This is a genomic window from Gloeobacter kilaueensis JS1, assembly GCF_000484535.1.
GTDB classification, from domain to species: Bacteria; Cyanobacteriota; Cyanobacteriia; order Gloeobacterales; family Gloeobacteraceae; genus Gloeobacter; species Gloeobacter kilaueensis.
In genome coordinates, this window is record NC_022600.1 from 1,259,648 (window position 1) to 1,284,964 (window position 25,317).

Consider the following 25,317-nt stretch of genomic DNA (forward strand, 5'->3'; position numbering starts at 1 on the left):
CATCACAATCGCCATGCTGCCTACTCCCTTGATCAGCCGGGGGGAGCCTCTTCGTCCTGGCAACTATTCGCTCTGGATCGCCCTCTTCGCTGTACTCGCCGTCGCTGTTGCCGGATTCGTCTACTCCCTGCAGCCGTCGCCGGAGGAACCCGCCGCGCCTGGGGTGCAAGGGGAGCCGGAGCCACCGCCCGCCGAACATCCGGCCCACCGGCTCGTTCCTCATTCTCAAACCCGCTCCGGCCTGATTCCGCTTCTCCCCCTGCCCACCCGTCCGTTGCCGGGCGGAGTCACCGATCCGTTTCTATCGCCGACGCCGAAACCCCCGCAATTGTCCACTGCGCCACCCATCCCCATCTACCGGCCTGTGCCCCGTCCCGTCCGGCCCGGTGCTCCCCGAATTGTTGGAATCATCGGCGGCGGTGACCTGTGCGCCATCGTTCTCTGGGGCGAGCGCTTTTTGACCGTCCATCCCGGCGACCGCGTAGGCGATCTGCGGGTCCGCTCGATTTCGCCTGCGCGCTCGAGCGTCACCTTTGATCGAGGAGGCCGCCTGCTCATCGGTGTTCTGGAGACTCGCCCTTGAAAAAGTTGTTGTATCCGGCCAGCTTCGTCGCGGCCCTGCTGCTGAGTGCCCAGGCCAGGGGGGCTCCTCCCGAGCAGTTGCGCGTCCGCGCCGTCGCCCCTCCAGCGGGCGATCTGGCGATCGAGGAGATTCCGCCTGGCAGATTGCTCGAACTGGGTGCCGGTGAGCGGATCACCCTGCTGCTCAAAGACGCCCCGGTGCGGGAGGTGCTGCAGATTCTGGCCCGACGGGCGGGTTGCAACATCGTCTTTGGGAGTGCTGCCGGGGCTGAGCGCATCTCGATGGATGTTCAAAAAGAAAGCCTGGAGGACACCTTCAACTTTGCCCTGCGCCTCGGCCACCTCCAGGCCACGAGGGTCGGCAGGACGATTCTGGTCGATGCTCAGATTCCGGCGGATCTTTTGCACAACCAGATCCGGACCTTCCGGATCAACCAGGCGGACGCAGCCCAGGTAGCAGCGATGCTCGGAAGTCTGGGGGCACAGATCAACGGTTCTTCTTTCTCCGCTTCCGCCGAGCCTCCAACCAGCAATCCCCCCGCTTCCCCTGCCGGCACCCCTACCAGGCAGGGGCCGCTCACAGGCGAACTGGTCGTTGCCGTCGATGCGCGCACCAATTCCCTCACAGCCGTAGGGACACCCCGCGCCTTGCGCCTCGCCCAGGCCCAGATAACCCGGCTCGACGTGCGCCAGCGGCAGGTGATGATTGCCCTCAAGCTCGTCGATGTCAACCTCAACAACGTCAGCGACCTCGGCTTCCGCATCGGTGGCTCCGGGGGCAACTTTCAACTGGGGACCGTCGGCGGTACCGGCAACCTCGGCAACCCCTACCTCTCCGCCGGCGGCATCACCGGCACCGGCGGCGCGGGCAACACGTTTATCTTCAACACCCTGAGCGCCCTCGCCCAGGCGATGGCCCTGCGGCTCGACGCCGCCATTCAAGAAGGGTCCGCCCGCGTGCTCGCCTCGCCCCAGATCGTCGTGCAGGCGGGCGAGAGCTTCCGGCAACCGGCGGCGGCCAGAGTCGAAATCACAGACGACGTGGTGGTGGGGGCGACCACCTCCAGCGACCGCACCACCGGCCTCAGTAACACCACCGTCAAACTCGACAAGGTGGGGGTCATCCTCGATATTTCTGTCTTTCACATCGACGACAACGGCTACATCGATGTCGCCCTCAAACCCCAGGTCAGTTCCGTCATCGATGCCCAGCGCGACGCCGCCAACAACCTCGTCACCCTGCTCACCCGCCGCAACCTCGACATCCAGCGCGTCCGATTGCGCGACGGCGAAACCTTCGTCATCGGCGGCGTCCTCCGCGAGATCGACCGCCAGATCGTCCAGAAAGTACCGATCCTCGGCGATCTGCCCCTGCTCGGTCCCCTCTTTCGCTTTCAGAACACCCAGAACGAGCGGCGCGAGGTCGCCCTCACCGTCACGCCCCACATCCTGAACGAAGGGAGCGCCGATGTTCAGGAAAAACCCTGACCTGCACCACCGGCGCTGCTCCGGTATGATCCAGGCAGGGCGCGGGCGAAAGATGGAGCCTCGACTCGATGAAGACACCAGCATTCCTGGAGAGCACCTGGGTGCAGGCCGACTGGGACCGCTTTCTGGTTCTGGCAAACGATCCTGCTCTCCAGCAGGCAAAGTGCTATTACAACTGCGGCTGGATGCGATTTGAAATGTCGCCAGTGGGACCGGCTCACGCGGCAGCCAACAGTCTGATCGCTCAGATTATCAGCCTCTACGCCTATACCCACTCCATTGGACTTGTCAGTTACATCAACGTGAGCTTGCGCAGGCCCGGACTCCAGGAGGCTCAGCCGGATCTCGCGTACTATCTGAGCGAGCAGTCCCCGTTGCCGGATTGGAGCAACAGCCCGATCGATCTCCGGACCACAGCCGTTCCGGCTCTGGTAGTGGAAGTGTCCGCCACCACCCTGCAGGACGACCTCGCTGCCAAACGGCAGCTGTACGGGCGGCTGGGGGTGCGGGAGTACTGGGTGGTGGACACAGCTGGTAAACAAGTCCTGCTCTTTGCAGCAGTGGGCGATGGCGGGATCCTGCAAGCACAGGAGGAGTCAGCGGTGTTGCCGGGGTTGACGAGCGACCTGCTCGCCCAGGCTCTGCGCCTGGGGACAGATGAAGGAGACACTGCAGCGATCCGGTTTATTCTCGAAAGGGAGGGCTGAGCCATCGGGCGGCGCTGAAAGACTTGGGGCAGTTGCCTGGGCTCCAGCTGGTGTTTGCAGGAGCCGGACTCCCGGTCGCAAGATGTCAGCTTAGAGCAGCAGCTCAGCCGCCGCCACTACCTCCGCGAACTCGACCGCGAGGCTGGCAAGGGCCGTCTCGTGGATCAGTCCGGCTGGATAGTGTTTACCCCGAAACGAGCGCTCAAAGGTGGCCACTGCGTCCTCGACTACCGTTACAGCAAAGCCCAGGTTTGCCCCCATACGGGCGGTGGTAGAAACGCAGTGGTCGGTCGTCAGACCAACCAGGACGATCCCGGTGACGCGCTGCCGCTTGAGGTACCCCTGCAGATCTGTGCCGATAAAGGCGCTGTTGACTGACTTTTGAAACAGCGCTTCGTCCGGCAGAGGCAGAGCCTCCGGCTTGAAGGCATTGCCGGACCGATCCGGGCGCAGGGGTGAATCAGCCAGTGTGCTCAGGTGCTGCACGTGGATGACTGGCCGGCCAGCCCGCCGCCAGTGCGTCAGCAGCTCGCCGATGTGCTGCTCGGCATCCGGATTGTTGCGCTCTCCCCAGACCGGATCGTCGAAACCTACCTGGACATCGATGAGTACGAGAGCTGTGTTGATCTTGAGCATGGCGACAGCAACAACCGGGTACCTATCAGTGTTAGCCCGACCACGGCACCCACGGTCACAACCAGGGTGCTACTCCTGGGCTGTAACCGGCTGGGGCTTGAGGGTGCGCTCCAGTTCATCGAGCACCTCCGAGTCGATCTTGGTCTGCATCGGGCAGAACTTGGGTCCGCACATCGAGCAGAACTCGGCACTCTTGTAGATGTCGGCGGGCAGGGTCTCGTCGTGGTACTCGCGGGCGCGCTCCGGATCGAGGGCCAGCGCGAACTGGCGGTTCCAGTCGAAGTTGTAGCGGGCGCGGGACAGTTCGTCGTCGCGCTCGCGGGCACCGGGGCGGCCACGGGCGATGTCGGCGGCGTGGGCAGCGATCTTGTAGGCGATCAGCCCCGTGCGCACATCTTCTGGACCCGGCAGGCCCAGGTGTTCTTTGGGGGTGACATAGCAGAGCATGGCGGTGCCGTACCAGCCCGCCATCGCCGCACCGATGGCACTGGTGATGTGGTCGTAGCCGGGGGCGATGTCGGTGACGAGGGGACCCAGCACGTAGAAGGGCGCTTCGGAGCACTCCTGCATCTGCCTGCGCACGTTCATCTCGATCTGGTGCATCGGTACGTGGCCGGGGCCTTCGACCATCACCTGCACGTCGTGCTCCCAGGCGCGGCGGGTGAGTTCGCCCAAAGTCTTCAGTTCGGCGAACTGGGCGGCGTCGGAGGCGTCGTGCTGGCAGCCGGGCCTTAGCGAATCGCCGAGGCTAAAGGAGACATCGTATTTTTTGAAGATTTCGCAGATGTCGTCGAAGTGGGTGTAGAGCGGGTTTTGCTTGTGGTGGGCGAGCATCCAGCGCGCCAGGATGCCGCCGCCGCGCGAGACGATGCCTGTGATCCGGCCTTTGACCAGGGGCAGGTGCTCAATCAAGATACCGGCGTGGATGGTCATGTAATCGACGCCCTGCTGGGCGTGCTTTTCGATCACGGTGAGGATGTCCTCGGCGCTCAGTTTTTCGACGCTGCCGTGGACCGATTCGAGCGCCTGGTACATCGGCACGGTGCCGATCGGGACCGGCGATGCCTGGATAATGGCCGAGCGAATCGCATCGAGGTCGCCGCCGCCGGTAGAAAGATCCATGACCGTATCCGCGCCGTACTTGACCGCCAGATCGAGCTTGGCCACCTCCTCGTGCAGGCAGGAGGCGTTCGGTGAGGCACCGATGTTGGCGTTGACCTTGCAGCGGGCGGCGATGCCGATGCCCATCGGTTCAAGGTTGGGATGGTTGATGTTGGCCGGGATAATCAGTCGTCCCCGCGCCACCTCGGCGCGGACGAGTTCGGGATCGAGGTTTTCGCGGCGAGCGACGTAGACCATCTCCTCGGTGAGCACACCCCGGCGGGCAAAGTGCATCTGCGAGACGTTCTGTTGCCCGTGGCGACGGGCGATCCAATCGGTTCTGAGCATGTGTGACTCCTTGAGCTTCCCTCGCGCCGGTATGACCCGGTTCAGGTTCAAAGGGTGTGATCTCAGCGAAGCGATCGTGAGGATCGCCCGCACCCCTAGCCTGCTTCTGAGTATCCTATCCGCCCGGCCACTGTGATTGCAAAAACTAAACAAATCGTGAGAGCCCGGCGGACGGTCTGGATCTGCTGCCTAGACTGGAGGCGCAGAAATGGGAAATGATTTTTATGGAAACATCGCTACGGCCTTCCGGCACACAGGCGGCCCACGAGAAGCCGAGTATCGGGCTGGTGGGCCTGGCGGTGATGGGCGAGAACCTGGCGCTCAACATCGCCAACAAAGGCTTTGGGATCTCGGTCTACAACCGCACCGCCGCCAAGACAAAAGAACTGGCGGAGGGGCGCGCCCAGGGCAAAAGCCTCTATCCGACCTACACGATCGAAGAATTTGTCGCCTCGATGGCCCGGCCCCGCAAGATCATCATCCTGGTCAAAGCCGGTGCGCCCGTCGATGCGGTGATCGACCAGCTCAAGCCGTTGCTCGAAAAAGACGACGTGATCATCGACGGCGGCAACTCACTGTTTACTGACACCGAAAAGCGCTCCACCCAGATCGAAGCCCTCGGCCTGCGCTACGTCGGCATGGGTGTCTCAGGGGGCGAAGAAGGGGCGCTCAAAGGCCCGAGTCTGATGCCTGGCGGCCCGCGCACCGCCTACGACGACCTTGCGCCCATCTTGAGCCGGATCGCCGCCCAGGTAGACGACGGCCCCTGCGTCACCTACATCGGTCCGCGCGGAGCCGGTCACTACGTCAAGATGGTCCACAACGGCATCGAGTACGGCGACATGCAGCTCATCGCCGAAGCCTACGACCTTCTCAAGCAGACACTGCACCTCGAAGCGGCTGAATTGCACGACATCTTTTCCGAGTGGAACGAAGGCGAACTCAAATCTTTTCTGATCGAAATTACCGCCGACATCTTCACCAAGCTCGACCCCGAGACCGGCAAACCTCTGGTCGAACTGATCCTCGACAAGGCGGGCCAGAAGGGCACCGGCAAGTGGACCAGCCAGAACGCCTACGACCTCGGTGTGCCGATCCCGACGATCAACGCCGCCGTCGAATCGCGCATCCTCTCGGCCTATAAAACCGAGCGCGTCGCCGCTTCTAAGATTCTGAGCGGACCGGAGCGGCCTGCCTTTACGGGCGACAAAAAGCAGTTCATCAAAGCAGTAAGAGACGCGCTCTACAGCGCCAAGATCTGCTCCTACGCCCAGGGGATGGCCCTGCTGAAGGCGGCTTCCCAGGAATTCAAGTACGAACTCAACCTCTCCGAGTGCGCCCGGATCTGGAAGGGCGGCTGCATCATCCGCGCTGTCTTCCTCGACAAGATCAAAAACGCCTTTTTGCGCGATCCGGCCCTCACCAACCTGCTCATCGATCCTGACTTCAGTGGCGACATTCTAGATCGGCAGGCCAACTGGCGCTCCGTCGTTCAGACAGCGGCCCAACTGGGCATCCCCGCCTACGCCACCGCCGCTTCGCTCGCCTACTACGACGCCTACCGCTCCGCGCAACTGCCCCTCAATCTCACCCAGGCCCAGCGCGACTACTTCGGTGCCCACACCTACGAGCGCATCGACAAAGAAGGCGTCTTCCACACCGAGTGGCTGCAGTAACCGGACGGCCCCTTTTTCGTTAACTGGACACCCCGAGCACCGGGGTGTTTTTTTGGGTGCCGGCCTGCATTTCAACGCGCATTCCTGCTCGCTACTCCCCGCTCAGGGATAGAAGCTGTCTGATAACTGTGACAACTTTTGTTGATCGGGTGACAGAGCCTGTAGCACCCATCCTGCCTGGGTTTGCTGCCGCTACTTTGAGAAAGGGTTCAGCGAGTGGGTCCGGGGGCTAAGAGTCAAAAATCTCCAAAAAGGTGTACCCACCTGTCCCCCAAGCTTCCTACCTGAGACGGAAGTGCGGTGTGGGGGTGCTGGCGAGAATGAAAATGCACATTTGCTAGATGCAACCCCCATGGAAACAAGAAACCCTCAGACCCGTAACCGCACCGAGAGCACCAGCAGCAGCTTCTCCGGTGCCGCCATTGCCCTCGCCATCGTCGCTTTGCTCGCCGTTGGTCTTGTGGCAGTTTTTGTCTTTAACGGCCAATCGCGCTCCACGAGTACGAGCACGACGACGAGTATCACCACACCGGCTCCCGCACCGAGCGCCAATCCCCCCTCGGTCACGATCCAGACGCCCTCGGCACCTTCCCGTTCAGAGAGCAGCGAAGCACCTGCTTCCGACACCAGCAACTCCGGTGCGACCGACAGCGGCAACAGCCCGTCCGATCCGTCGGGTTCGGGTTCTGCGAATAGCTCGACCCAACCGCAGTAATACTTTTACCAAACCCCTCGAATACCGGAAAGCAGGCATTGCTTTCCGGTATTTCTTGTCAAAGTGGCCCTATGCTCATTGCCTGATAAGCGACCAGAAGCGCCAGGTGGCGAGCCCAAAAAAGAGCGCTCCAAAGCCCAGGAGCATTCCGACTTCGAGGAGCACCCCAGAGTGGCGCAGCAGCACGTTCTGGTAGCCTTCGAGCGCCCAGTACTGGGGTGTGAAGAGGGCCACTTTGCGCAGCCACTCGGGCATCACGAAGCCCGGCACGAGAATGCCGCCCAGAGCGGCGAGCACGACCACCAGGACGCTCGCGATGCTGCCCAGTTGCTCCGGCGTCTCAAACAGGGTAGCAATCAAAAGCCCGAGGCTGGTGGCGACGAAGGCGGCAGCGAGGGTGACGGCGACGAGGGCGATCCACTGCCCGCCTACCTGCAGGCCCAATCCCAGGATGCCCAGGGCAAACATCAAAGCGGCCTGGACGAGATTGAGCAGGTAGAAGGGGAGGAGTTTACCTGCCAACAGAACCACAGAGGACAGGGGGGCGGCGATGAGCCGGGTAAGGGTTCCCATCTCTCGCTCGCGGAGGATCGAGAGGGCGAGGGTGTTGACGATAAAAAACAGGCCAAAGATCGTCCAGGCCGGAACGTTCTGCTGGAGGCTATTGGGACGCTCAGCCTGGGGCGGGCTGCCCGCCGGTAGCTCCAGCTGGATCGGCACTTCTCCAACTTTGAGATCCTCGAAGGCGTCGGCGAGCGGCAGCAGCGAGAGTGGATCGCTGCTTTGGGCAGCGAAGCGTTTGAAGCGCTCGCGCAACTGGACCGGCAGGACCACCTCGGCGAGGGTGCGGGCCGCCGCGCCGCTTATCGCTCCCTGGACCGGCAGGACCACCTCGCGGGGAGCAGCCGGATCGACGAGAAGGACCAGCTGTGGGTCGGCAGAGCGCAGCGCCTGGGCGCTGAAGGCTGGGGCAAAGATCAAGGCTGCCACCGCTTCACGGTTGCGCAGTCGCTGCTCAGCCTGCTGCCGGTTGGCAATCGCCACCAGTTCCAGGGTGCCGGTGCGCTCGAGGCGAGCAAGAATTTTGCCCGCAACGATGCCTTGATCCTGGTTGATCGCAAGCACCCTGGGCCGCTGGTTGCGGTTGTAGAGGCCCGAGAGGGCCAGGCTCATTACCAGCAAAAACACGGTCGGTAGAACGAAGAGCGTAACAATTGCCGTGCGGTCGGTGGCCAGAATGCGCAGTTCCTTCCAGCTCAAGGCCCAGATCTGGCGAAGAGCGTTCATGGCTCGTCTCTAAGTGAGCGGCCCGTCAGCTGCAAAAAGACTGCCTCCAGGCTGGGTTCCACGAGTTGCACGCTCTGGACGGCCAGTCCCGCTTTATTCAAGACCTCGAGCACCGGCGCGAGCACCTGCTGGGGCCGGGCTGTGGCTATCGTCACTTGCCCCGGCGCTTGTTGAACGTTCAGCACATCGGGTAGGACAACCAGCCGCGCCAGTTGTTCCTCCAGGGGCGCGCTTACCCCGAGTACAACCAGACCCTGGCCAGAGCGGGCTACCAGTTCTGCGGGCGAACCCTGGGCAATAATCCGGCCTCGATCGAGGACGGCGACGCGGTGGCAGAGCTGTTCGACCTCCCCCAACTGGTGACTGGTGTAGAGAATGCTCAGCCCTTCGCGGTTGAGTTGCTCGATGCCCTCGAAGATCCGGTTGCGGCTCTGGGGATCGACCCCGACAGTTGGTTCATCGAGTAGCAGCAGTTGCGGCTGGTGAATCAGGCCAATCGCCAGGTTCAACCGGCGCTGCATTCCGCCTGAAAAGCGGGCGACCGGTTCCTGCGAGCGCTCAGAAAGGCCGACAAGATCGAGAACGGCGCGGATGCGCTCCTGCAGTTGGTGGCGCTTGAGACCGTAAATCTCTCCCCAGAAGGTGAGATTCTCGCAGGCTGTGAGAGCCGGATAGAGCGCCAGCGCCTGGGGCACGAAGCCTATCCGCTCACGGGCGCGCTCACCAGCAATTCCAGCAACGCGAATGGACCCAGCGTCGGGCCGAATCAAACCCGCGATCATCCCGAGGGTGCTCGACTTGCCCGCCCCGTTCGGCCCGAGCAGGCCAAAGATCTCGCCCGACTCTACACCAAACGACAGACCGGCCACCGCCTCCCGCTCGCCGTAGCGCCTGTAAAGATTGCACACCTCAAGCAGCATCCGACTATCTTACGGGGACCAGTCTCCCGCCGGACAGACACGTAAAAGACAATTTCTCCCACTTGCGGGAATAAATGAAACAAGAAATTTCAAAGTTGCTGTATGCTTGTTGCAACCGTGAGGAGTTGCGTGTCCTATGCTGCGCAGATGGCTGTTGTGCGCCGTCCTGGCAGCCAGCACCGCCGCCGGTGCCCTGGCTAGCGAAAATAGCGACAGAGCCCAGCTTGCTCTGTGGCGACAGGTTTCTTTTCCCCTCGACAACTTCACCCGCATCTCCTCGCACTTTGGCTGGCGCGGCTCGCCCACCGGCGGGCGGCGCGGCGAATTTCACAGCGGCCTCGACATGCCCGCGCCCACGGGCAGCTACATTCGCGCCTGGGCGGACGGCCAGGTAAGTGATCTCAGCTACGACAGCCGCTGCGGCTGGCACATCGTCGTCGTCTCCGGAGACTGGAAGAGCGTTTTTTGTCACCTGAGCGGCGTGGCCGTGCAGCAGGGCCAGAACGTGCAGGCCGGGCAGATCGTGGCAGCAGTGGGCAGCACGGGCCGCTCCACCGGCCCCCACCTGCACTGGACCTTGCGCTACCAGGGCAAGCTCGTCAACCCCGAACTGGTGATCCAGGCGATGGCTCTTGCCTGGCAGGGGGGAGCGGTGCCGACGGTAGCACCGGCTGCCGATGTCCCGGTTGAAGCTCAGCAAGACGCGGTGCCGGGCGAGCAGGAGCCCTGAGGATCGAATTTTGTATAGCCAGAGCGGGTTTTCTGCCAGGAGGGCTGGGCTATGATGCGGTAGAACTGCTCGGGGAAGGGACATCGTGTACTCGCAGCGCTCCGGCTCGATCCCCTTCTGCATCTTCTACCACCAGAAGACCAAGTATTCGCCCGAGGGCCTGGCCCGGCGCAACCACTCCATCGACTGGTCTCACCCGCCTGCGACCAGCAAGGGCTACCGATCAGGCACGGTCTACGACCTCAAGCCCTACCTTTCGGACACGGAGAAGGTGCAGAGCAATGGCCTGCTTGATCGGCTGTCGCGGCTGCTCTATCTCACCTACGGCGTCACAGCGGTCGTTCCCTACCCCGACGGGCCGTTTTATATGCGCGCTGCCCCTTCCGCCGGTGGCCTCTACCCGGCGGAGGTCTACTTGCTGAGCCGTGGTCTGCCGGAGCTGCCTGCTGGAGCCTACAACTATCTGGTGCCTGCCCACACCCTGGTGCATTTTTGGAGCGGTGAGGGCTGGCAGGGACTGTCCGACGCCTGCTTCGACCATCCCGCCTTAAAGCAGGCCCAGATCGCAATTGTCATCAGCGCTGTCTTTCAGCGCTCCGCCTGGCGCTACGAGGACCGCGCCTACAGGCGCATCTTTCTTGACAGTGGCCACCTGCTGGGCAATCTGGAACTGGCGGCGGCCCTGGAAGCCTACCGCGTCCGTCTCATCACGGGCTTTGCCGACGACGCGCTCAATGGCCTGTTGTTTCTGCCGCCCTCCGAAGAAGAAGCGCTGGCGGTGGCCGCCCTGGTGGAGGCGGACGCGCCGGATCACCCTCCGGGCCGGCAGGCGCTGCCCTCGCCCGTCCACGGCAATTATCCGCCGGTGCCGGAAGGCCAGCTTCTTGACTACCTGCACCGGGTCTCCAAGATCGATGCCAGACCGCCTACCAGTCCACCGGCAGTCGTCCAGGCCGACAAGTACAACTTTCCTTTTTGCCTGAAAGTATCCACCCAGAGCGGACCGCTCGACTGGGACGCAAAGCTGGAGGAGACGATCCTGCGGCGGCGATCGACCCGCCGCTATACCGGAGAAGATCTCAACTTTGCTGAGCTGGCCTGGCTGCTCGACTTTACCTACCAGCCCCAGCACTACGCCGCCCAGGGATTCGACCCCGCGCCAGAATTTGCCCATCTTGAATTGCTTTCTACCTTCGTGGCCGTCCTGGGGGTGCAGGGTCTGGAAGCGGGCTGTTACTACTACGCGCCCCAGGCCCAGGAACTGCGCCAGATCCGCTTCAAGAATTTCCGCCCCGAAATCCACCACCTCTGCCTGGGCCAGGATCTCGGGCGCGACAGCGCCGCCGTCGTCTTTCACACCGCCGATCTGGCTGCAGCCACAGCGCTTTATGGCGAGCGGGCCTACCGCACCCTCCACCTCGACAGCGGCCACCTCGGCCAGCGGCTGAACCTGGCTGCCATCCGCCTTGGGCTGGGGGTAAGCGGCATCGGCGGATTCTTCGACGATCAGGTGAACGAAGTGCTGGGCATTCCTGAGCAGGAGGCGGTGCTCTACATCACCACCCTTGGACGGCCCGCAAGGAGTGCCACCGCCGATGGGTGATCTTCGGCTAGCAGCGGTTTGTCTGGCCATGCTGCTCGGGGCGGCTGGGGCGGCCTGGGCGGATGAGACGGTCCAGCCGCCGGCAGCAAAACCGATGAGCCGCGAGGACCTCCAGCGCGGCAGCCCGACGTTGCGCCGCTGGATCTCAGACCCGCCGGATCTGCTCAACGACATCGAGAACGGCCAGGCATTCCCGACCCGGCTGGGCATCGGCCTCGTCTTCACCCCGAGCCGCAGCGGCGAGGCAGCTTACACCGTCTCGCTGCAGGACGTGGTCCTGGGCGGCACCCGCCTCAGCTTCAGCGGCGACTTTACCCGCAGCGGCACCAGCAACCAGGCGTGGGGGGCAGAGGCGCGCTACTACGTCGCCCCCCTGGGTTCTTACCTTAACGTCGCCCCCCAGGTGGGCTACCGCAACATCGTGATCGACGGCACGACCCGCAACGGCCTGGAGGCCGGTGCCAAGTTTCTGTTTGCCCTCGCCCCCCGCGCCGCCGACATTGCCGTGAGCCAGTCGTGGGTGCTGCCCGACCGGGGCGGCTCGATCGGCAGAACCGTGCTCGAAGTCGGCTACACCCTCAGCCCCGTCCTGCGCCTCACCGCCGTCGTCCAGTGGATCAACTCCAGCCTGCGCAGCGACACCAGCTTTGGCGTCAATTTTGAGCTGATTGGCTTTTAGTTGGGGGAGTGGACACCGGTGGCGCTAAAATTCACGTCCATGTCGTCGATGCCGAAGGACTGGCCTGTGGCATTGGCGTTGGCTGAGATAAATTGCTCGATCGAGCCGGTGAACGGCGTGGTCTGACCGTTGCCGCCGTAGGGATCGGTGTACCAGACGGTCGGTCCTGTGGGGTTGTTGACCTTGAGCTGGCCGAACTGGGCAACGACGCGGTGAGCGCCGTTGAAGGGCGAGGCCGGATTGTCGTAGGTGGTGCCGGGGGCAACCAGCGAGCAGGGCGTTGTGCCGTGGACGGCATCGCCGTTGCTTTCGACCATCGAGCAGATGTCGATCGAGCGGCCCAGGCCGTTCGTAAAAGAAGGGTTGTAGTAGCGGCTGGGGTTGATCACCGGGAAACTCGGCGTGAGAAAGACGAGGGCACTTTTTTGATTGAGCGCGGTGATCTTGATCGTGGCGGCCCAGGACTCGTAGAGCCCGCCGAAGGTGTGGTTGGCGTCGTTGGTGCTGAACTGGGAAGTCTGGCCATTCGGCACGAGAATAAATTTCTGGACGCAGGAGAGTTCGGGGATGTCGCGCTGGCTCTGGATCGGGCCACTGGGCGAATCCGCCGGTACCGGTGGAACAGTGGTCACCGGTGTGGCGTGATCGCAGCCTTTTAGAAACTGGCCACCGACACCGAAGGAGGCCAGCACATCGACCGCAAACTGGGTGCCGTCGCTGCAGCGGGCGTAGTAGCTGACCTCGTGCAGGTTGTTGCTGAAAGCGTCCGCCGAATGGGTGCCCTGGTGGACGTGGGTGAGGATACTGCAGGTGTTGCCCCGGACGGTGCTGGAGGCGACGTTCTCGACGTAGCTGATCTTGTGACCGACGTGGTCTTCGTGGCGCATATCCGTGGAGCCAGTCGTCGGTGCGTAGGCGTCGAGCGCCTCGTTCGCCAGCCCGAAGGGCACGCCGCCGGTAAGGTCGTAGGCGGAGAAACCGCTCGGGTCCATGCCGTGCTCGTGGCCAAAGGTGCAGCCGGTGGCCGGATCGACGGGCGGATGCCAGGTGGGATAGAGCTTGCCGTCTGGACCAACGACGGAGTAGCTGTTGTGGATATCCACCGAGCAGGTGTCCCACACGGTCGGCGTCCAGATGCCGTAGGCCGCACTCACCGGCACCGACTGGGTGATCAAAGTAGCACTTACCGGCTTGATCGCCCCGGCAGCGGTCGAGCCACCGATAATCAGCGTGCTCTGACCGCCGGGCGTCCAGGGCGTCGTCCAGACGTAGAGCGTCGCCTGGTTGGAGTTGATCACAAAGCGATAGCGGGCCTCCGCCGGCAGTCCGCGCACGCTCAATCGAGCGGAGCGATCGGCGTTGGTGAGCGCAAACTGAAAGCTCGTGCGCGAGCCGGAGGCGATCGTGCGCACCAGTTGGGGCGGTGGCGCACTCTGCTTGTCGGCGGCAGCCACCAGTTTTCCGATTTTCCCGACAGCGGCGTAGGCCGGTAGGGGTCGCCAGAAGACGCCCGAGCGGTTGGCCGTAACGGGCACCGCCGGATAGAGGTGTCCGTGGTGGAGAGTCGTGAACGGCTGGACGCTACTTGCTTGAAAGACGACGGCACTCAGGGTGCCGATGGCCACAGTGGCCACCGGCAGGTACGACTTGATGAGCATATCAACCCCAAAAACGAAGGTGCAACGAAAACCGGTGGCCAGTGACACTATCGCCGGAGCGCCCGCCCCATCGATACTGCCGGTCGGTTAGTTCGTCGAAGATTCCGGATAGCCGACAGGACAATTAACCGCGCAGGCCCACCGGCAGCGTGGGCAGATTGACGGCACAGACCGCCGGGCGGTAACCCAGCCAGGCACTGGCAGCGTGGGCGAACTGTTCCGGATCGCCCGAGACGCAGAAACGGTAGTGCGCCTGATCCGTACACTCCTGCGGCGGCTGGCCGGTCGCCTTGAGGCGCGCCACCGCCGCCACCGCCGGGTCGATGCGCTGGATCGAAGCGGGTATAAATTCCTCAAAAATTGGAGCCAGGTACGGATAGTGGGTGCAGCCGTAGATAAGCGCGTCGATGCGCTGCTTCAGCAGGGGCTCAAGGTACTGCCGGGCGACAATCCGCATCTGATCGCTCATCCACTGACCACCTTCGATGAGCGGCACAAAGGCTGGACAGGCCACCTCCCAGACCTGGGCACGGCGCGAGCGCTCCCGGATGGCCCGGCTGTAGGCGCGGCTGGCGACGGTGGCGGCGGTGGCGATCACCCCGATGCGCTCGCCACCGGCTGCAAGGGCCGCTTCGGCTCCGGCATCGATCAGTCCATCGATACTTATGTCAAATTCGTGGCGGACCACCGGCAAGGCAAGGGCAGAACTGGTATTGCAGGCCATCAGCACGCGATCGACGCCTTCGCTCTCAAACCAGTGCAAAATTTCGCGCACGTAGCGGCAGATCTCCCCGGTCGTTCGCCCGCCGTAGGGCAACCGGGCTGTATCGGCAAAGTAGAGAACGGCGGTCCCCGGCATCTGGCGGATAATTTGCTGCAGGACCGTCAGACCACCCACCCCGCTATCGAAGACACCCAGCACCATTTGACGCTCTTCTCCACACACCGAGTACTGAGTGTTGCACAAAGCGCGGGCGATTGGTGGTCAAAACTTCTTGCAAAGTTTTGTAAGACAGTTGTAGTCATCTTCTAAGGGGGTGCGGTACGGTAAGGCTGCATCCACCGTTCCCATTTCAGATCGTTCCCCTCTCCCATGCGCAACCTCCCACGGTCGTTTGTTCTGGCTTTGCTCAGTCTTTTTATGCTGGGCGCGGCGCTCTACTTGAGCCGCTTTACCCCACCGGCACCGGCTTCACCGGCAACGCCCCCGGCGGTTCTCCTGCCGCCCATTCCAGCGGTAGCGAGCCTACCGGAACCACCGCCTGCAGCTTCTGTAACCAATCCACCCGTTCCAGCATCCTTTCAAGGAAAAATTTTCAAGCAGGGCCACCTTAAAAGGGGCGAGAAGGTGGTGGCTCTGACCTTCGACGATGGTCCCTGGCCTGACAGCACCCGCCAGGTGCTGGCCATCCTGCGGCGCAACCAGATCACCGCTACGTTCTTTTGCATTGGCCGCCACATCCAGGAGCACCCGGAGCTTTTAAAAGAGGTCGCTGTCGCCGGTCAGGTGCTCGGCAACCATACCTGGAATCATCTTTACCGGCCCCTCTCCACTGCCCGCGCCGCCGGTGAGATTGACCGTACCGAGGCGCTCATCAAAAAGATTACCGGCGTCGAGACCCGCCTGTTTCGTCCGCCCGGCGGCGTGCTCGGCAACGGTCAGGTAGCCTACGCCCGCCGCCGCGATTACGCCGTAGTGCTCTGGTCGGTCGATTCGGGCGACTCCCATCGCCATCCGACCGCCGCCGGTATGATCCGGCGGGTACTGGCCGGTGTCCGACCGGGGGGGGTGGTTCTGTTGCACGACGGCGGTGGCCTGCATCCGACAGTCCACGCCCTGCCGCAGATCATTGCGGGCTTAAAGGCAAAGGGCTACCGCTTTGTCACCGTCCCCGAGCTGATGGCGATGCAGGTGCAACAGCAGGCTCCGCCCGCTATAAAAGTGCCCCTGCCAGCTACGAGCGCAGGTCAATAAGGGTGCTATTCGCCGCTTTGATCGATCTGTTCGTAGAGGGCATCGACGAGCTGCTCCTGGGCGGGCGGGGCAACCGAATCGAGCAAAAGCACCCAGTGGCGATCGATGCCCAGGGCCGAGCGCACCGCCCGGAAGTTCTGGGATTTGACCAGGCCCAGTTCGTTGAGGGCGTGGCGGTCGCGGGTGGTCACCAGCACCGCGACCCGGAAGGAGGAGCCGTCAATATTTTCAAGGCGCACCACCGCGTCGATCAACACCAGATCGAGCCAGGTGGCCGGGTCTTGCAGATCTTCTCCGCGCCTGGACGCCTCTTCGACCCGGTCGGAAAGGCGTGAACGGATAGCGGTACGGAGTGCCTCGACAGTCAGGCGGCGAAAGAACTCGCGATCGACGACCTTGAGTTCACGCGCCACGCGCTGAAACCACAGTTTGCTCTGGTACGACATGCACAAAAAATCCCAGAGCTGCCCCAGACCGGCGGGGGTGCCGGTGACGAGACGCTGGGCGTAAACGTCTCATCTATATTACCATCCCCGTCGTCCCCCTCCCAGAATTGGGATCAGCCGCGCAGCAACTGGCGAACGATCCAGCCACCGCTCAAAAACTGCAAAACGAGCAGGGCGATCACCGTACCATTGAGAATGGAGTGGATGAAGCGGGCCTGCCGCAGCCGCTTGAGGGGCTTGAGCGTCACCAGCGCTGTCGAGATGATCAGCAAAATCACCACGCTCAAAGCGCCGATACCGTGCCAGCTCGTATCGACCGGCTTGGCCAGATGCACCCCGACAAACCCGCCAATCGTCGCCACCACCGCCACCGCCACCAAAAAGACGACGCCGACGGCGATATGGCGCTCGCGGGCCTGTTTGGGCGAAACTTTGCGCCGCGCCCCCCGCTCGGTGCGCACCTGCTGCAATTGCAGGCCCAGGGCGGCAGCGGCAAAACCAGCCGGAAAGACGACGAGCAACATCAGCAGCGGGTGCAGCCAGGTGGTCCAGGGCACAGCAGCCCTCTTTATGAAGACGACCCCTTCAGGATAGGGCGAATCGCTCTATTGCTGAATCAGAATCAGTTTTTGCTGGCGGCTCTGGCCGTTTTTGTTGGCGGTGAGATTGATCTCGTAGCGGGTACCGGCGGCGGAGATGGGGGAGCGGAACTGGAAGGAGAAGTTGCCCTGGGCGTCGGCCTGGATCGTCTGGTCGAGCACCTGCTGGTTGACGCCAAACAGCCCCACCAGTGACGTGGTCGCCTGAACATTGACAGCGATCGTAGCGCCGGGAGAACTCTTACCGCGCACAGTCACCGCTCCAGCCGGTACCTGGCTGTTGTTGGCAGGGCTCGTCACCTGCAACAGGAGTTGCTGCGGCTGGGGAACGGCTGCCTGGCGGTTGATCTGAAACTGCCAGCTGCTGCCTCCGGGGTTGCCGGAGAGGTCCTTGAGATCGACTTCGACCCGGTAGGTGCCCTGGGCGAGATTGCGCGGCGGCTGGTAGTTAAAGAAGTTGGCGGTAATCGTCGCGTCGCTGGTCACATCCTGGCCGTCGAAGCGGATGCGCACAGATTTTGGATCGACCCCTGAACCCCGGCCATCGTCGAAGACGGCGGAGATGAGGGGCCGCAGGGAGGAGGCGACGCCGTTGTTGGCTGGTGAAGGGTTTTGAACCGTGGGAGGTTGATCGTCGTTGATCAGTCCCTGCTGGAGGCGGTAGCGGGCGGTCTGGCCCTGGCTTTCGAGGGTCGCCGTGATCGCGACGCCCGGCGGGAAGTTGTCGTTGCGCCGGATCGTGTAGCGCCCCTCGTAGGCACCGGGGCTCACCTCGCTCATCGCCTGGTTCGTCACCACCCCGGCAATCGTAAAGGAAGCTCTGGCTTGGGGAGTGCCATTTAACTTGAAGACCAGCTCCGTTCCCGGTTCGAGGCGATCGACCGGTGGATCGATGGCAAAGCGGTCGATGCTGACGGTCGTGTTGCCTCCGCCAGAACCAGAAGGGCTGCCGCTCTGGGCTGTGTCGAGCAGGGGCGCACTGAGGCGGGCTGTCGCCGTGCGCTTGCCCTTGCGCAGGGTGGCGCGGATTGCGGTGGTGCCGGTAATCTTGTCGCGGCGCTTGATCGTGTAGCGGGCTTCGTAGGTGCCCGATTCGATCTCGCGCATGGGCAGCTTGGTGGTCACCCCGGCAATCGAGATCGTCGCCTTGCTGCCGGGGCTGCCCTCGACAGTAAAGATGAGTTCTGTGCCGGGACTGAGATCGTTGACCGGTTCGGCGCTGAAGGTGTCTATCTGGGGCACCGCCTGGGCTACGAGCATCGGTACCAGCGGCTGGGCGCGCGCTTCTGGAGCTGTTAGCCCGATCAGGCCACCGGCCAGGATCGTCGCGCCCAGCGCCCGCTGCCATCGTCCGCGCATATTCCGCTCCTGAAGTCCAATTCACCCTCCAATCTGAAAGTATAATGGGCTACCGTGCATTCTGATCGCCCCGGCCAGTGCCTGCCATCGTGAAATCGCTCAAATTCTCGTTCAGTTTTGTGCTGCTCGCCGTCCTCTGCGGTGGTGGCACAGCCAGCAGGGTTGCTGCCAAACCCCCTGCTGAGCCGGTGCAGATTCCGGCGGCTTACGCCGGGTTGCCCCGGCTCACCGGCAAGGCGCTCGTCGAATTGCAGACGAGCAAGGGACCAATCGTGATCGCCGTCGATGGTGACCGCTCTCCGATTAACGCGGGCAACTTCGTCGATCTCGTTCAAAAAGGCGTCTACACCAATACACCCGTCAACCGCTCCGAAAAAGGCTATCTCATGCAGGTGAGCGACCCGCAGGGCGGCAACGACGGCGGCTACAAGGACCCGAGCACCGGCAAGATCCGGCGCATCCCGATCGAGATCATCCCCGAAGGCCAGGCCCAGCCGGTCTACGGCAAGACCCTCAAGGCCGCCGGCATTCCTGAGACCACCTTTCCGGTGATGCGCCACCTGCCGGGGGCGGTAGGATTGGCCCATACCGAAAAAGATCCCAACTCCGGCTCGACCCAGTTCTACATCACCTACGGCAACAACGAAATGGTCAACCCGCGCGGCAATTTTCTTGACGGGCGCTACAGCGTCTTTGGCTACGTCGTCGATGGCCTGACCAACGCCGAGAAACTGCGCGTCGGCGACAAGATTTTATCGGCAAAAGTGCTACTGGGTGGCGAGAAACTGCAACCGCCAGTCACCAAATAAACGCCGCTAAGGTGCTGCCGCCACTTCGGCAATTGCCCGCGCACCGCGCGGGGTGATGTTGCGCACGGCGATGCCATCGATGTAGCGTCCGCCGGTTTTGCTGTCGTAGCTCGGCGGGAACGCCAGTTCGATAAAACCCACGTCCGCCAGGAAAACCAACCGCTCCGCTTTGGCCTGGAAACCGGCGAGATCCCCTTTTTCGGGCGCGAACAGCGTCGGAATCCGCTGCTGCTGGATCTTTTTGAGCAGTTCAAGGGAAAGGTTATCAAGTGCGATCATCTGTACTTTTGACCCCATAGCAGGAACGAATCATTTCCAGGAGGAAACTTCTAGTAGTATAGGCGTTGTCGTCTCCCCCGAAAAGGTTAACTCTTCAATCTTAGGTGGGGATCTAGCTATCTATGCAGCGTCTGCTTTACTGGTTGTCGCAACGATCAAAAGCCGTGGGCTGCGATCGGTGAGGGGATTGGAGCGGTAGTCGCCGTAATATTCGAGGGCGAACAGTCCGGCCTCCTCCAATTCCGCTTCGATCTGCGCTCGGGTCAGCTTTTTGAGGTGCAGCGTCTGGGTGAGTGTCATCGCCTCGCTCTGCCAGCAGTAGCGAATAGTCACTATCTCTGGTTCGCGGGTGATCCGGGTCTTTTTAGCGAACAGAGCGCCGGTGACCGGATCGCGGATCGAGCCACCGGCAAGGGTACCGTCGGTACCACCGGCACCGGCAGGCAGCAGGTCGAGTATCAGCCGTCCGCCGGGTCGCAGGTGGCGGGAGCAACAGCGCAAGCAGGCCCGACGATCCGGGGCGTCCACGAGAAATCCCAGTCCAGAAAAGGCGATCGCGATATTGGCGAACAGCCTGCCCAGATCGAAGTGGCGCATATCCCCCAGCAGCCACTCGCAGCCAGGGAGAGGAAGATGGCGCTTTCGGGCGCGGCGGATCATCGCCGCTGAAAGATCCAGTCCGACCACCCGGCGACCGGCGACGGCGAGGCGCGCTCCCAGCCGTCCACTGCCGCAGGCCAGCTCCAGTACCTCCCCCGGCACCAGATGCTCCTGATAAAAGCTCAGATCCTCATCGAAGCTGTCGTATTCGCTGTCGTAGAGCCGGGCGAGCAGGTCGTCCTCGTAGTTCTCCAGCGCCAATGTGTGACTGGCCATAGGCGATAGCCAATTTGGTCGGGTAAGTTATCACCATAATCCAGTTCAGCGTTCGGCAGATGGGGACAAGACGTGCAACGACGATTGGGGCGGCCCTGCTGGTTTTGATCAGCAGTACCGCCGTGCGGGCAGCGGAGACGACGATTCCCCTGGGAGCCCGAGCCGACAAAATTGACGTCTACACAGCCAGACAGGGACCGGTCGCCCTGGTGGGCTTGCTCGACGAGCAGTCGCTTGCGATCGTCGATCTGACAAGCCGCAAGATCACAGGCCGGATCGAACTGGGAATCCGTCCGCTGGTGGTCAAGCGCATCGGTACGACCAATCTGGTCGCGATCGGGGGACCGGCAAGCGGCAATCTGGTCCTCGTCGATCTCGACAAGCAGGCAGTAGCCCGCCCGCCTATCGACCTCGAATCGGGCATCTTCGACATCGCCGCCGATGCGGCGCGCAACCGGATAGTCGTCACCCACCCTGCTGCTGAACGCATCTCAGTCATCAATCCCAAGACGGGCCAGGTGCGAATCTTTCCGATGCCCGCCGCTCCTCTGGCAGCGGCAATCGATCCGGCAAGCGGCAATCTGCTCGTCACCCTGGGCGGCAGCGAAGTGCTCGGTCTGGCGATCGTCAACCTCGACAACGGCGAACTCATTGCCCGGCTGCGCAGTGGCTCGACCCCCGAGGACATGGCCCTCGATCTGACCCACCAGCAGGCGGTCGTACTCAATTCCGGCAGCAACGATCTGACCCTGGTGCCTCTGGGCAACAGCACCCGAGGTTTTCGGACGATCGGTCTCGACTGGCGTCCGACCCGACTGGCGCTCTCAAAGGACAACCGCTACGCCTACATCACCAGCGGCGACAGTGACCGGCTGCAGATAGTCGATCTTGAGGCAGGCCGGATCGTCCAGACCCGGCCCCTGGGCCGCACGCCGACAGGCATCTCGCTATTGGAGGACGGCTCGCTCGTGGTGGCGGAGGCGGGCACCCAGGCGCTCCGGCGCATCACCCCGGAGTCTTTTGGTGCCACCGAGCTTGCACCCCTGCCGCCGGGTTCGGTCGCCGGAACAATCACCGACATCACCGGCAAACCAGTCACCAAAGGCATCTTAAAAGTCGAGGGGCGCAGCGTGCCGATCCTGCCGGACGGTTCGTTTTTGATCTCTAAGCTTCCGGCGGGCAAGCATCTGGTCGATGTGCAGGTGCCCGGCTATCCCCAATTCTCAGCCCGCGTCCAGGCGCAGGAAGGCTACGTCGTCACCGACGACATCCGCCTGCCGCCGCGCAACCAGGCCGAAAAAGTCAACGGCATCGGCTTTATCTCCGACGTGCCCCAGTACTCGGACCTGCTCGCCCGTAGCCTGGTTGAACGCCTCAGCAACGAGGACAAGTCCCGCCGGGTCTTGCTGCTCAACGGTCCACTCGGTCCCCATCCCGAGTTCACCCAGCTCGCGCCGCTGGTCAAAGATCTCAACCTGCTCAACCGCGACAACCGCTACACCGACGATCTCGAAAAGTTGCAGACGATTGGCCGCAGCATGGGCCTGCGCTACATCGTCGTCACCCAGGTGCAGTTCTCTCGCGGCTACAACACCAGCGGCGATCCGATCCTCAACACGCTGCTGCGCTTCTTCGTGCCGATCGCCATCCCGAGTTTTACGCCCAACCAGCTGCGTTCTCAGGCCGTGGCTGTCGTCGTGGACCTCCAGAAGGTACGATCGGGAGATAAAGCGACCCTGTTTAAGTCCGACGACCGCGACGACAAGGGCGGGGGAGCTTTGATGGAGGAGGAGGCCGACGGGCTTTTCCGCCAGGAGATCGTCCATATGGCCGAAAACATCGATAATCAGTGGAAACAGAAAAATCCGTTCGCCGGTTAGGAGACAGCGATGAGCGACAAGCCGTTTAGTATTGCCGAGTTTACTGCCCGCGTCGAGCAGGTGGCGAGGCGAGTGGACCCGGTGCTGCGCGTCTCTCAAGCAGGCGACACCGTCGTGCTGGTGAGCTATCCGGGGCTGGGCAGCCACGTCTGGGTGGCAGCCGCTGACGACGGAGAAAAATTTGCCGTGCTCAAAACCCGCAACGACGCTCCAAGGCCCGCCCACATGGGTTCGATTTCACCGGTGGGCGAGGGCTTTTTAGCCGAGATCCTGCGCAACTACGTGGCCGAAGTGGGCCACCCCAGAGTCTAGATGCCCGCGATCAACTACCTGCGCCTCTCTCTGGTCGATCGCTGCAACTTTCGCTGCAGCTACTGTATGCCGGGCGACGGCGAGATAGCTTACCTGCAGCGCTCCGAGATCTTGAGCTACGAAGAACTGCTTTTTTTGATCGAACAGGTATTTGTGCCCCTGGGGATCGATCGCTTCCGCCTCACCGGCGGTGAACCGCTCATCAGGCGGGGAGCGGTGGGCTTTGTGCGCGCGCTGTGTGCCCTGCCTGGTGTGGCGGACGTGTCGATGACCACCAACGGCTATCTGCTTGAGGAACTGGCGGCAGACCTGTACACAGCCGGGCTGCGGCGGATCAACATCTCCCTCGATTCGCTCGACCCTGAGATCTTTGGCCAGATCACTGGTCGAAGCCACTGGCACAAGGTCTGGAAAGGCATCCAGAGCGCCCATCAGGTGGGCTTCGACCCGCTCAAGCTCAACGTCGTCGTTCTGCCGGGGATCAACGAGTCCGAAGTACCGGATCTGGCCGCCCTCAGCGTCGAACGCAACTGGCATGTGCGCTTTATCGAGTTTATGCCCATCGGCAACACGGCCTACTTCGAGCAATCGGGCTGGGTCAACTCCGAAACCCTCAGAACCCGCATCCGCGAGCGCTTTGGTCTTGAAGCCGCCGCCTGTCCGGGCAATGGCCCCGCCGATATCTTCCGCATCCCTGGGGCGAAGGGCACCCTCGGCTTTATCTCTCAGATGTCGGAGTGCTTTTGCGATCGCTGCAACCGCCTGCGCCTCTCGGCGGACGGCTACCTGCGGCCCTGCCTGCTCAACGAGAGCGATCAGATCGATCTAAAGACAAGCTTACGGACGGGGACGAGCGCTGCTCAACTTCGCGATCAAGTCAAGTATGTACTAGATCGCAAACCCGAGATCAACTTCCGCGAACGGGATCGGGGCACGACGGGACGCTATGGCCGAACGATGTCCCAGATTGGTGGATAGGACAGCGATCGTCGGATTACACGTCCCTGGACAGGGGAGCAATCGTGTATGATTTGTTATACTCCATAACAATTCCTGGCGATTCAGGATACACGTTCCTGTCGTTAAGGTTCAGCAAGTCGATGACCAAGGGTTTTGCACTTACGACCCCGCTGTACTATGTCAACGCTCTACCCCACATCGGGAGTGCCTACCCGACAATGGCGGCGGACGCGGTGGCCCGCTACTATCGCCTGCGCGGCGTACCCGTCCGCTTTGTCACCGGCACCGACGAGCACGGCCTCAAGATCGAGCGCCGGGCACTTGAGCGGGGTCTGAGTCCCAAGGCCCACAGCGACGAGATTGCCAGTGGGTTCGAGCAGCTGTGGCAGTTGCTCTCGATTCATTACGATCGCTTTATCCGCACCACCGACCCGCGCCACAAGCCCATCGTGCGCGAATTTTTCGAGCGCTGCTGGCAGGCGGGTGATATCTACAAGGGGCGCTACTCGGGGCTTTATTGCGTCGATTGCGAAGAATTCAAGCGCCCGGACGATCTTTATACCGACGAAAAGACGGGCCAGAGTTTTTGCAAGATTCATAGCAAGCCGGTGCGCGAGCAGGACGAAGAAAACTATATCTTTGCCCTTTCGCGCTACCAGGAGCGGCTCGAGCGTTACTACGACGAGCATCCTTACTTCATCCAGCCCGATTTTCGTTCCCACGAGGTGCGCAACTTCGTCGCCCAGGGTCTCGAAGACTTCTCGATCTCGCGGGCCAACGTCGAATGGGGCCTGCCCCTACCGGTCGATCCCAGCCAGACGATCTACGTCTGGTTCGACGCGCTCATCGGCTACATCACAGCTCTGCTCGAACCGGACGACGAGCCGACCCTCGAAAACGCTCTGGCGCGCTGGTGGCCCATCGACCTGCATATCGTCGGCAAAGATATCCTGCGCTTTCATGCGATCTACTGGCCGGCGATGCTGATGTCAGCCGAATTGCCCTTACCCGGCTGCATCTTTGGCCACGGCTTTTTAACCCGCGATGGCAAAAAGATGGGCAAGGCGGCAGGTAACGTCATCGATCCCGATGCGCTCGCCCGCCAGTACGGCACCGACGCCGTGCGCTACTACTTCCTCAAAGAGATCGAATTTGGCCGCGACAACGACTTTAGCGAAGAGCGGTTCCGAGCGATTCTCAACGCTGATCTGGCCAACGACCTGGGAAACCTGCTCAATCGAACTGTTAACATGGTCGCCAGGTACTGCGGCGGTGTGGTCCCTTCCGTGGTGATCGAGCCGAGCGATCCGCTGCGCGAGCAGGCTGCGGGTTTGCCGGCCCTCTGTGCGGAGCACTGGGAGTCTCTGCGCTTCTCCGAAGCAGCGGCGGCAGTTTTGTATCTGGTTCGCTCCGGCAACAAGTACCTTGATACCCAGGCTCCCTGGGCGCTCTTCAAAAAAGGCGAACAGGCCCAAGTTGAACAGGTACTCTACGCTGTGCTTGAATCGGTGCGGATTGCAGCGGTGCTGCTTTCGCCCTTGATTCCCGCCCTTGCTGCCGAGATTTATCGACAGCTGGGTTTTGCTGACCGGGTGTGGGAGAACCTCACCTGGGAAGCTGCCCAGTGGGGAGGGTTGCCCCCAGACCAGCCGCTGCGCCCCGGTGCGCCGCTCTTTGCACGCCTCGATTAGG

At 62.4% G+C, this 25,317-nt stretch carries 25 protein-coding genes and 1 riboswitch; of the genes, 14 read left to right on the top strand and 11 right to left on the bottom strand.

Translation table 11 applies throughout. From position 1 onward, the window contains the following. Nucleotides 1-13: 13 nt before the first annotated feature. The 3 genes from GKIL_RS06045 (at nucleotide 14) to GKIL_RS06055 (ending at nucleotide 2,777) form a co-directional block, all read left to right on the top strand. On the top strand, nucleotides 14-583 hold the full coding sequence (locus GKIL_RS06045) for a hypothetical protein (protein ID WP_023172573.1): 570 nt from the start codon (nucleotides 14-16) through the stop codon (nucleotides 581-583). Then, on the top strand, nucleotides 580-2,070 hold the full coding sequence (locus GKIL_RS06050) for a secretin N-terminal domain-containing protein (protein ID WP_023172574.1): 1,491 nt from the start codon (nucleotides 580-582) through the stop codon (nucleotides 2,068-2,070). The genes GKIL_RS06045 and GKIL_RS06050 overlap by 4 nt, the downstream gene beginning before the upstream one ends. A gap of 68 nt (nucleotides 2,071-2,138) precedes the next feature. Next, nucleotides 2,139-2,777, top strand: a complete 639-nt coding sequence (locus GKIL_RS06055; RefSeq protein ID WP_023172575.1) for a Uma2 family endonuclease — start codon at nucleotides 2,139-2,141, stop codon at nucleotides 2,775-2,777. 90 nt (nucleotides 2,778-2,867) lie between these two features. Here GKIL_RS06055 and GKIL_RS06060 read toward each other — a convergent pair whose 3' ends face one another. Together GKIL_RS06060 and thiC are read right to left on the bottom strand one after the other, a co-directional pair. Next, nucleotides 2,868-3,413, bottom strand: coding sequence for a cysteine hydrolase family protein (locus GKIL_RS06060; RefSeq protein ID WP_023172576.1), 546 nt, complete (start codon nucleotides 3,411-3,413; stop codon nucleotides 2,868-2,870). A gap of 69 nt (nucleotides 3,414-3,482) precedes the next feature. Continuing rightward, complete coding sequence (thiC, locus tag GKIL_RS06065; protein WP_023172577.1) at nucleotides 3,483-4,862, bottom strand: phosphomethylpyrimidine synthase ThiC; 1,380 nt, start codon at nucleotides 4,860-4,862, stop codon at nucleotides 3,483-3,485. Next, nucleotides 4,863-4,969: riboswitch (TPP riboswitch) on the bottom strand. 117 nt (nucleotides 4,970-5,086) lie between these two features. Between thiC and gndA the strand changes: the two genes are divergently transcribed. Both gndA and GKIL_RS06075 read left to right on the top strand, forming a co-directional pair. Next, on the top strand, nucleotides 5,087-6,538 hold the full coding sequence (gndA, locus tag GKIL_RS06070; protein ID WP_051382928.1) for an NADP-dependent phosphogluconate dehydrogenase: 1,452 nt from the start codon (nucleotides 5,087-5,089) through the stop codon (nucleotides 6,536-6,538). Nucleotides 6,539-6,890: 352 nt separating this feature from the next. Continuing rightward, entirely contained in the window at nucleotides 6,891-7,253 is a 363-nt protein-coding gene (locus tag GKIL_RS06075) for a hypothetical protein (protein ID WP_023172579.1), read from the top strand. A gap of 75 nt (nucleotides 7,254-7,328) precedes the next feature. Here GKIL_RS06075 and GKIL_RS22385 read toward each other — a convergent pair whose 3' ends face one another. Continuing rightward, nucleotides 7,329-8,540 carry an ABC transporter permease gene (locus GKIL_RS22385; RefSeq protein ID WP_023172580.1) on the bottom strand — a complete coding sequence of 404 codons (1,212 nt, stop codon included), beginning with the start codon at nucleotides 8,538-8,540 and terminating at the stop codon, nucleotides 7,329-7,331. Continuing rightward, nucleotides 8,537-9,460 carry an ABC transporter ATP-binding protein gene (locus tag GKIL_RS06085; RefSeq protein WP_023172581.1) on the bottom strand — a complete coding sequence of 308 codons (924 nt, stop codon included), beginning with the start codon at nucleotides 9,458-9,460 and terminating at the stop codon, nucleotides 8,537-8,539. Before GKIL_RS06085 ends, GKIL_RS22385 begins: the two co-directional genes overlap by 4 nt. 136 nt (nucleotides 9,461-9,596) lie before the next feature. Between GKIL_RS06085 and GKIL_RS06090 the strand changes: the two genes are divergently transcribed. The 3 genes from GKIL_RS06090 (at nucleotide 9,597) to GKIL_RS06100 (ending at nucleotide 12,472) form a co-directional block, all read left to right on the top strand. Continuing rightward, the gene (locus GKIL_RS06090) at nucleotides 9,597-10,190 is read left to right on the top strand and encodes a M23 family metallopeptidase (protein ID WP_023172582.1); all 594 of its coding nucleotides are present in this window, start codon (nucleotides 9,597-9,599) and stop codon (nucleotides 10,188-10,190) included. A gap of 85 nt (nucleotides 10,191-10,275) precedes the next feature. Next, a complete protein-coding gene (locus tag GKIL_RS06095) occupies nucleotides 10,276-11,793 on the top strand; it encodes a SagB/ThcOx family dehydrogenase (RefSeq protein WP_023172583.1) in 1,518 nt (505 codons plus the stop codon). Then, complete coding sequence (locus tag GKIL_RS06100) at nucleotides 11,786-12,472, top strand: hypothetical protein (RefSeq protein WP_023172584.1); 687 nt, start codon at nucleotides 11,786-11,788, stop codon at nucleotides 12,470-12,472. The genes GKIL_RS06095 and GKIL_RS06100 overlap by 8 nt, the downstream gene beginning before the upstream one ends. On the opposite strand, the gene GKIL_RS06105 is transcribed toward GKIL_RS06100, so the two are convergent. Together GKIL_RS06105 and murI are read right to left on the bottom strand one after the other, a co-directional pair. Next, nucleotides 12,469-14,130, bottom strand: a complete 1,662-nt coding sequence (locus GKIL_RS06105) for a hypothetical protein (protein WP_023172585.1) — start codon at nucleotides 14,128-14,130, stop codon at nucleotides 12,469-12,471. The genes GKIL_RS06100 and GKIL_RS06105 overlap by 4 nt on opposite strands. A gap of 124 nt (nucleotides 14,131-14,254) precedes the next feature. Next, on the bottom strand, nucleotides 14,255-15,055 hold the full coding sequence (gene murI, locus GKIL_RS06110; protein ID WP_023172586.1) for a glutamate racemase: 801 nt from the start codon (nucleotides 15,053-15,055) through the stop codon (nucleotides 14,255-14,257). 168 nt (nucleotides 15,056-15,223) lie between these two features. Here murI and GKIL_RS06115 point away from each other — a divergent pair, with 168 nt between their 5' ends. Further along, a complete protein-coding gene (locus GKIL_RS06115; protein WP_023172587.1) occupies nucleotides 15,224-16,105 on the top strand; it encodes a polysaccharide deacetylase family protein in 882 nt (293 codons plus the stop codon). Nucleotides 16,106-16,110: 5 nt separating this feature from the next. On the opposite strand, the gene GKIL_RS06120 is transcribed toward GKIL_RS06115, so the two are convergent. The 3 genes from GKIL_RS06120 to GKIL_RS06130 form a co-directional block, all read right to left on the bottom strand. Next, on the bottom strand, nucleotides 16,111-16,518 hold the full coding sequence (locus tag GKIL_RS06120; RefSeq protein WP_187293896.1) for a hypothetical protein: 408 nt from the start codon (nucleotides 16,516-16,518) through the stop codon (nucleotides 16,111-16,113). 146 nt (nucleotides 16,519-16,664) lie between these two features. After that, nucleotides 16,665-17,108 (bottom strand): DUF4079 domain-containing protein, encoded by a 444-nt coding sequence (locus GKIL_RS06125; protein ID WP_023172589.1) that lies wholly within the window; start codon nucleotides 17,106-17,108, stop codon nucleotides 16,665-16,667. 48 nt (nucleotides 17,109-17,156) lie between these two features. After that, nucleotides 17,157-18,509, bottom strand: a complete 1,353-nt coding sequence (locus GKIL_RS06130) for an Ig-like domain-containing domain (protein ID WP_023172590.1) — start codon at nucleotides 18,507-18,509, stop codon at nucleotides 17,157-17,159. A gap of 89 nt (nucleotides 18,510-18,598) precedes the next feature. Here GKIL_RS06130 and GKIL_RS06135 point away from each other — a divergent pair, with 89 nt between their 5' ends. After that, complete coding sequence (locus GKIL_RS06135; RefSeq protein ID WP_187293897.1) at nucleotides 18,599-19,318, top strand: peptidylprolyl isomerase; 720 nt, start codon at nucleotides 18,599-18,601, stop codon at nucleotides 19,316-19,318. Nucleotides 19,319-19,324: 6 nt separating this feature from the next. On the opposite strand, the gene GKIL_RS06140 is transcribed toward GKIL_RS06135, so the two are convergent. Further along, nucleotides 19,325-19,597 (bottom strand): hypothetical protein, encoded by a 273-nt coding sequence (locus tag GKIL_RS06140; RefSeq protein ID WP_041243759.1) that lies wholly within the window; start codon nucleotides 19,595-19,597, stop codon nucleotides 19,325-19,327. A 120-nt stretch (nucleotides 19,598-19,717) separates the two neighbouring features. Then, nucleotides 19,718-20,473 carry a class I SAM-dependent methyltransferase gene (locus tag GKIL_RS22390; protein WP_023172593.1) on the bottom strand — a complete coding sequence of 252 codons (756 nt, stop codon included), beginning with the start codon at nucleotides 20,471-20,473 and terminating at the stop codon, nucleotides 19,718-19,720. A 59-nt stretch (nucleotides 20,474-20,532) separates the two neighbouring features. On the opposite strand from GKIL_RS22390, the gene GKIL_RS06150 reads away from it, so the two are divergent. The 4 genes from GKIL_RS06150 (at nucleotide 20,533) to metG (ending at nucleotide 25,316) form a co-directional block, all read left to right on the top strand. After that, the gene (locus GKIL_RS06150) at nucleotides 20,533-22,353 is read left to right on the top strand and encodes a hypothetical protein (protein ID WP_023172594.1); all 1,821 of its coding nucleotides are present in this window, start codon (nucleotides 20,533-20,535) and stop codon (nucleotides 22,351-22,353) included. Nucleotides 22,354-22,362: 9 nt separating this feature from the next. Continuing rightward, complete coding sequence (locus GKIL_RS06155) at nucleotides 22,363-22,665, top strand: hypothetical protein (RefSeq protein ID WP_023172595.1); 303 nt, start codon at nucleotides 22,363-22,365, stop codon at nucleotides 22,663-22,665. Then, nucleotides 22,666-23,643, top strand: coding sequence for a GTP 3',8-cyclase MoaA (moaA, locus tag GKIL_RS06160; protein WP_023172596.1), 978 nt, complete (start codon nucleotides 22,666-22,668; stop codon nucleotides 23,641-23,643). It abuts the gene before it with no gap. 122 nt (nucleotides 23,644-23,765) lie between these two features. Continuing rightward, a complete protein-coding gene (gene metG / locus GKIL_RS06165) occupies nucleotides 23,766-25,316 on the top strand; it encodes a methionine--tRNA ligase (RefSeq protein WP_023172597.1) in 1,551 nt (516 codons plus the stop codon). Nucleotide 25,317: the final 1 nt, after the last annotated feature.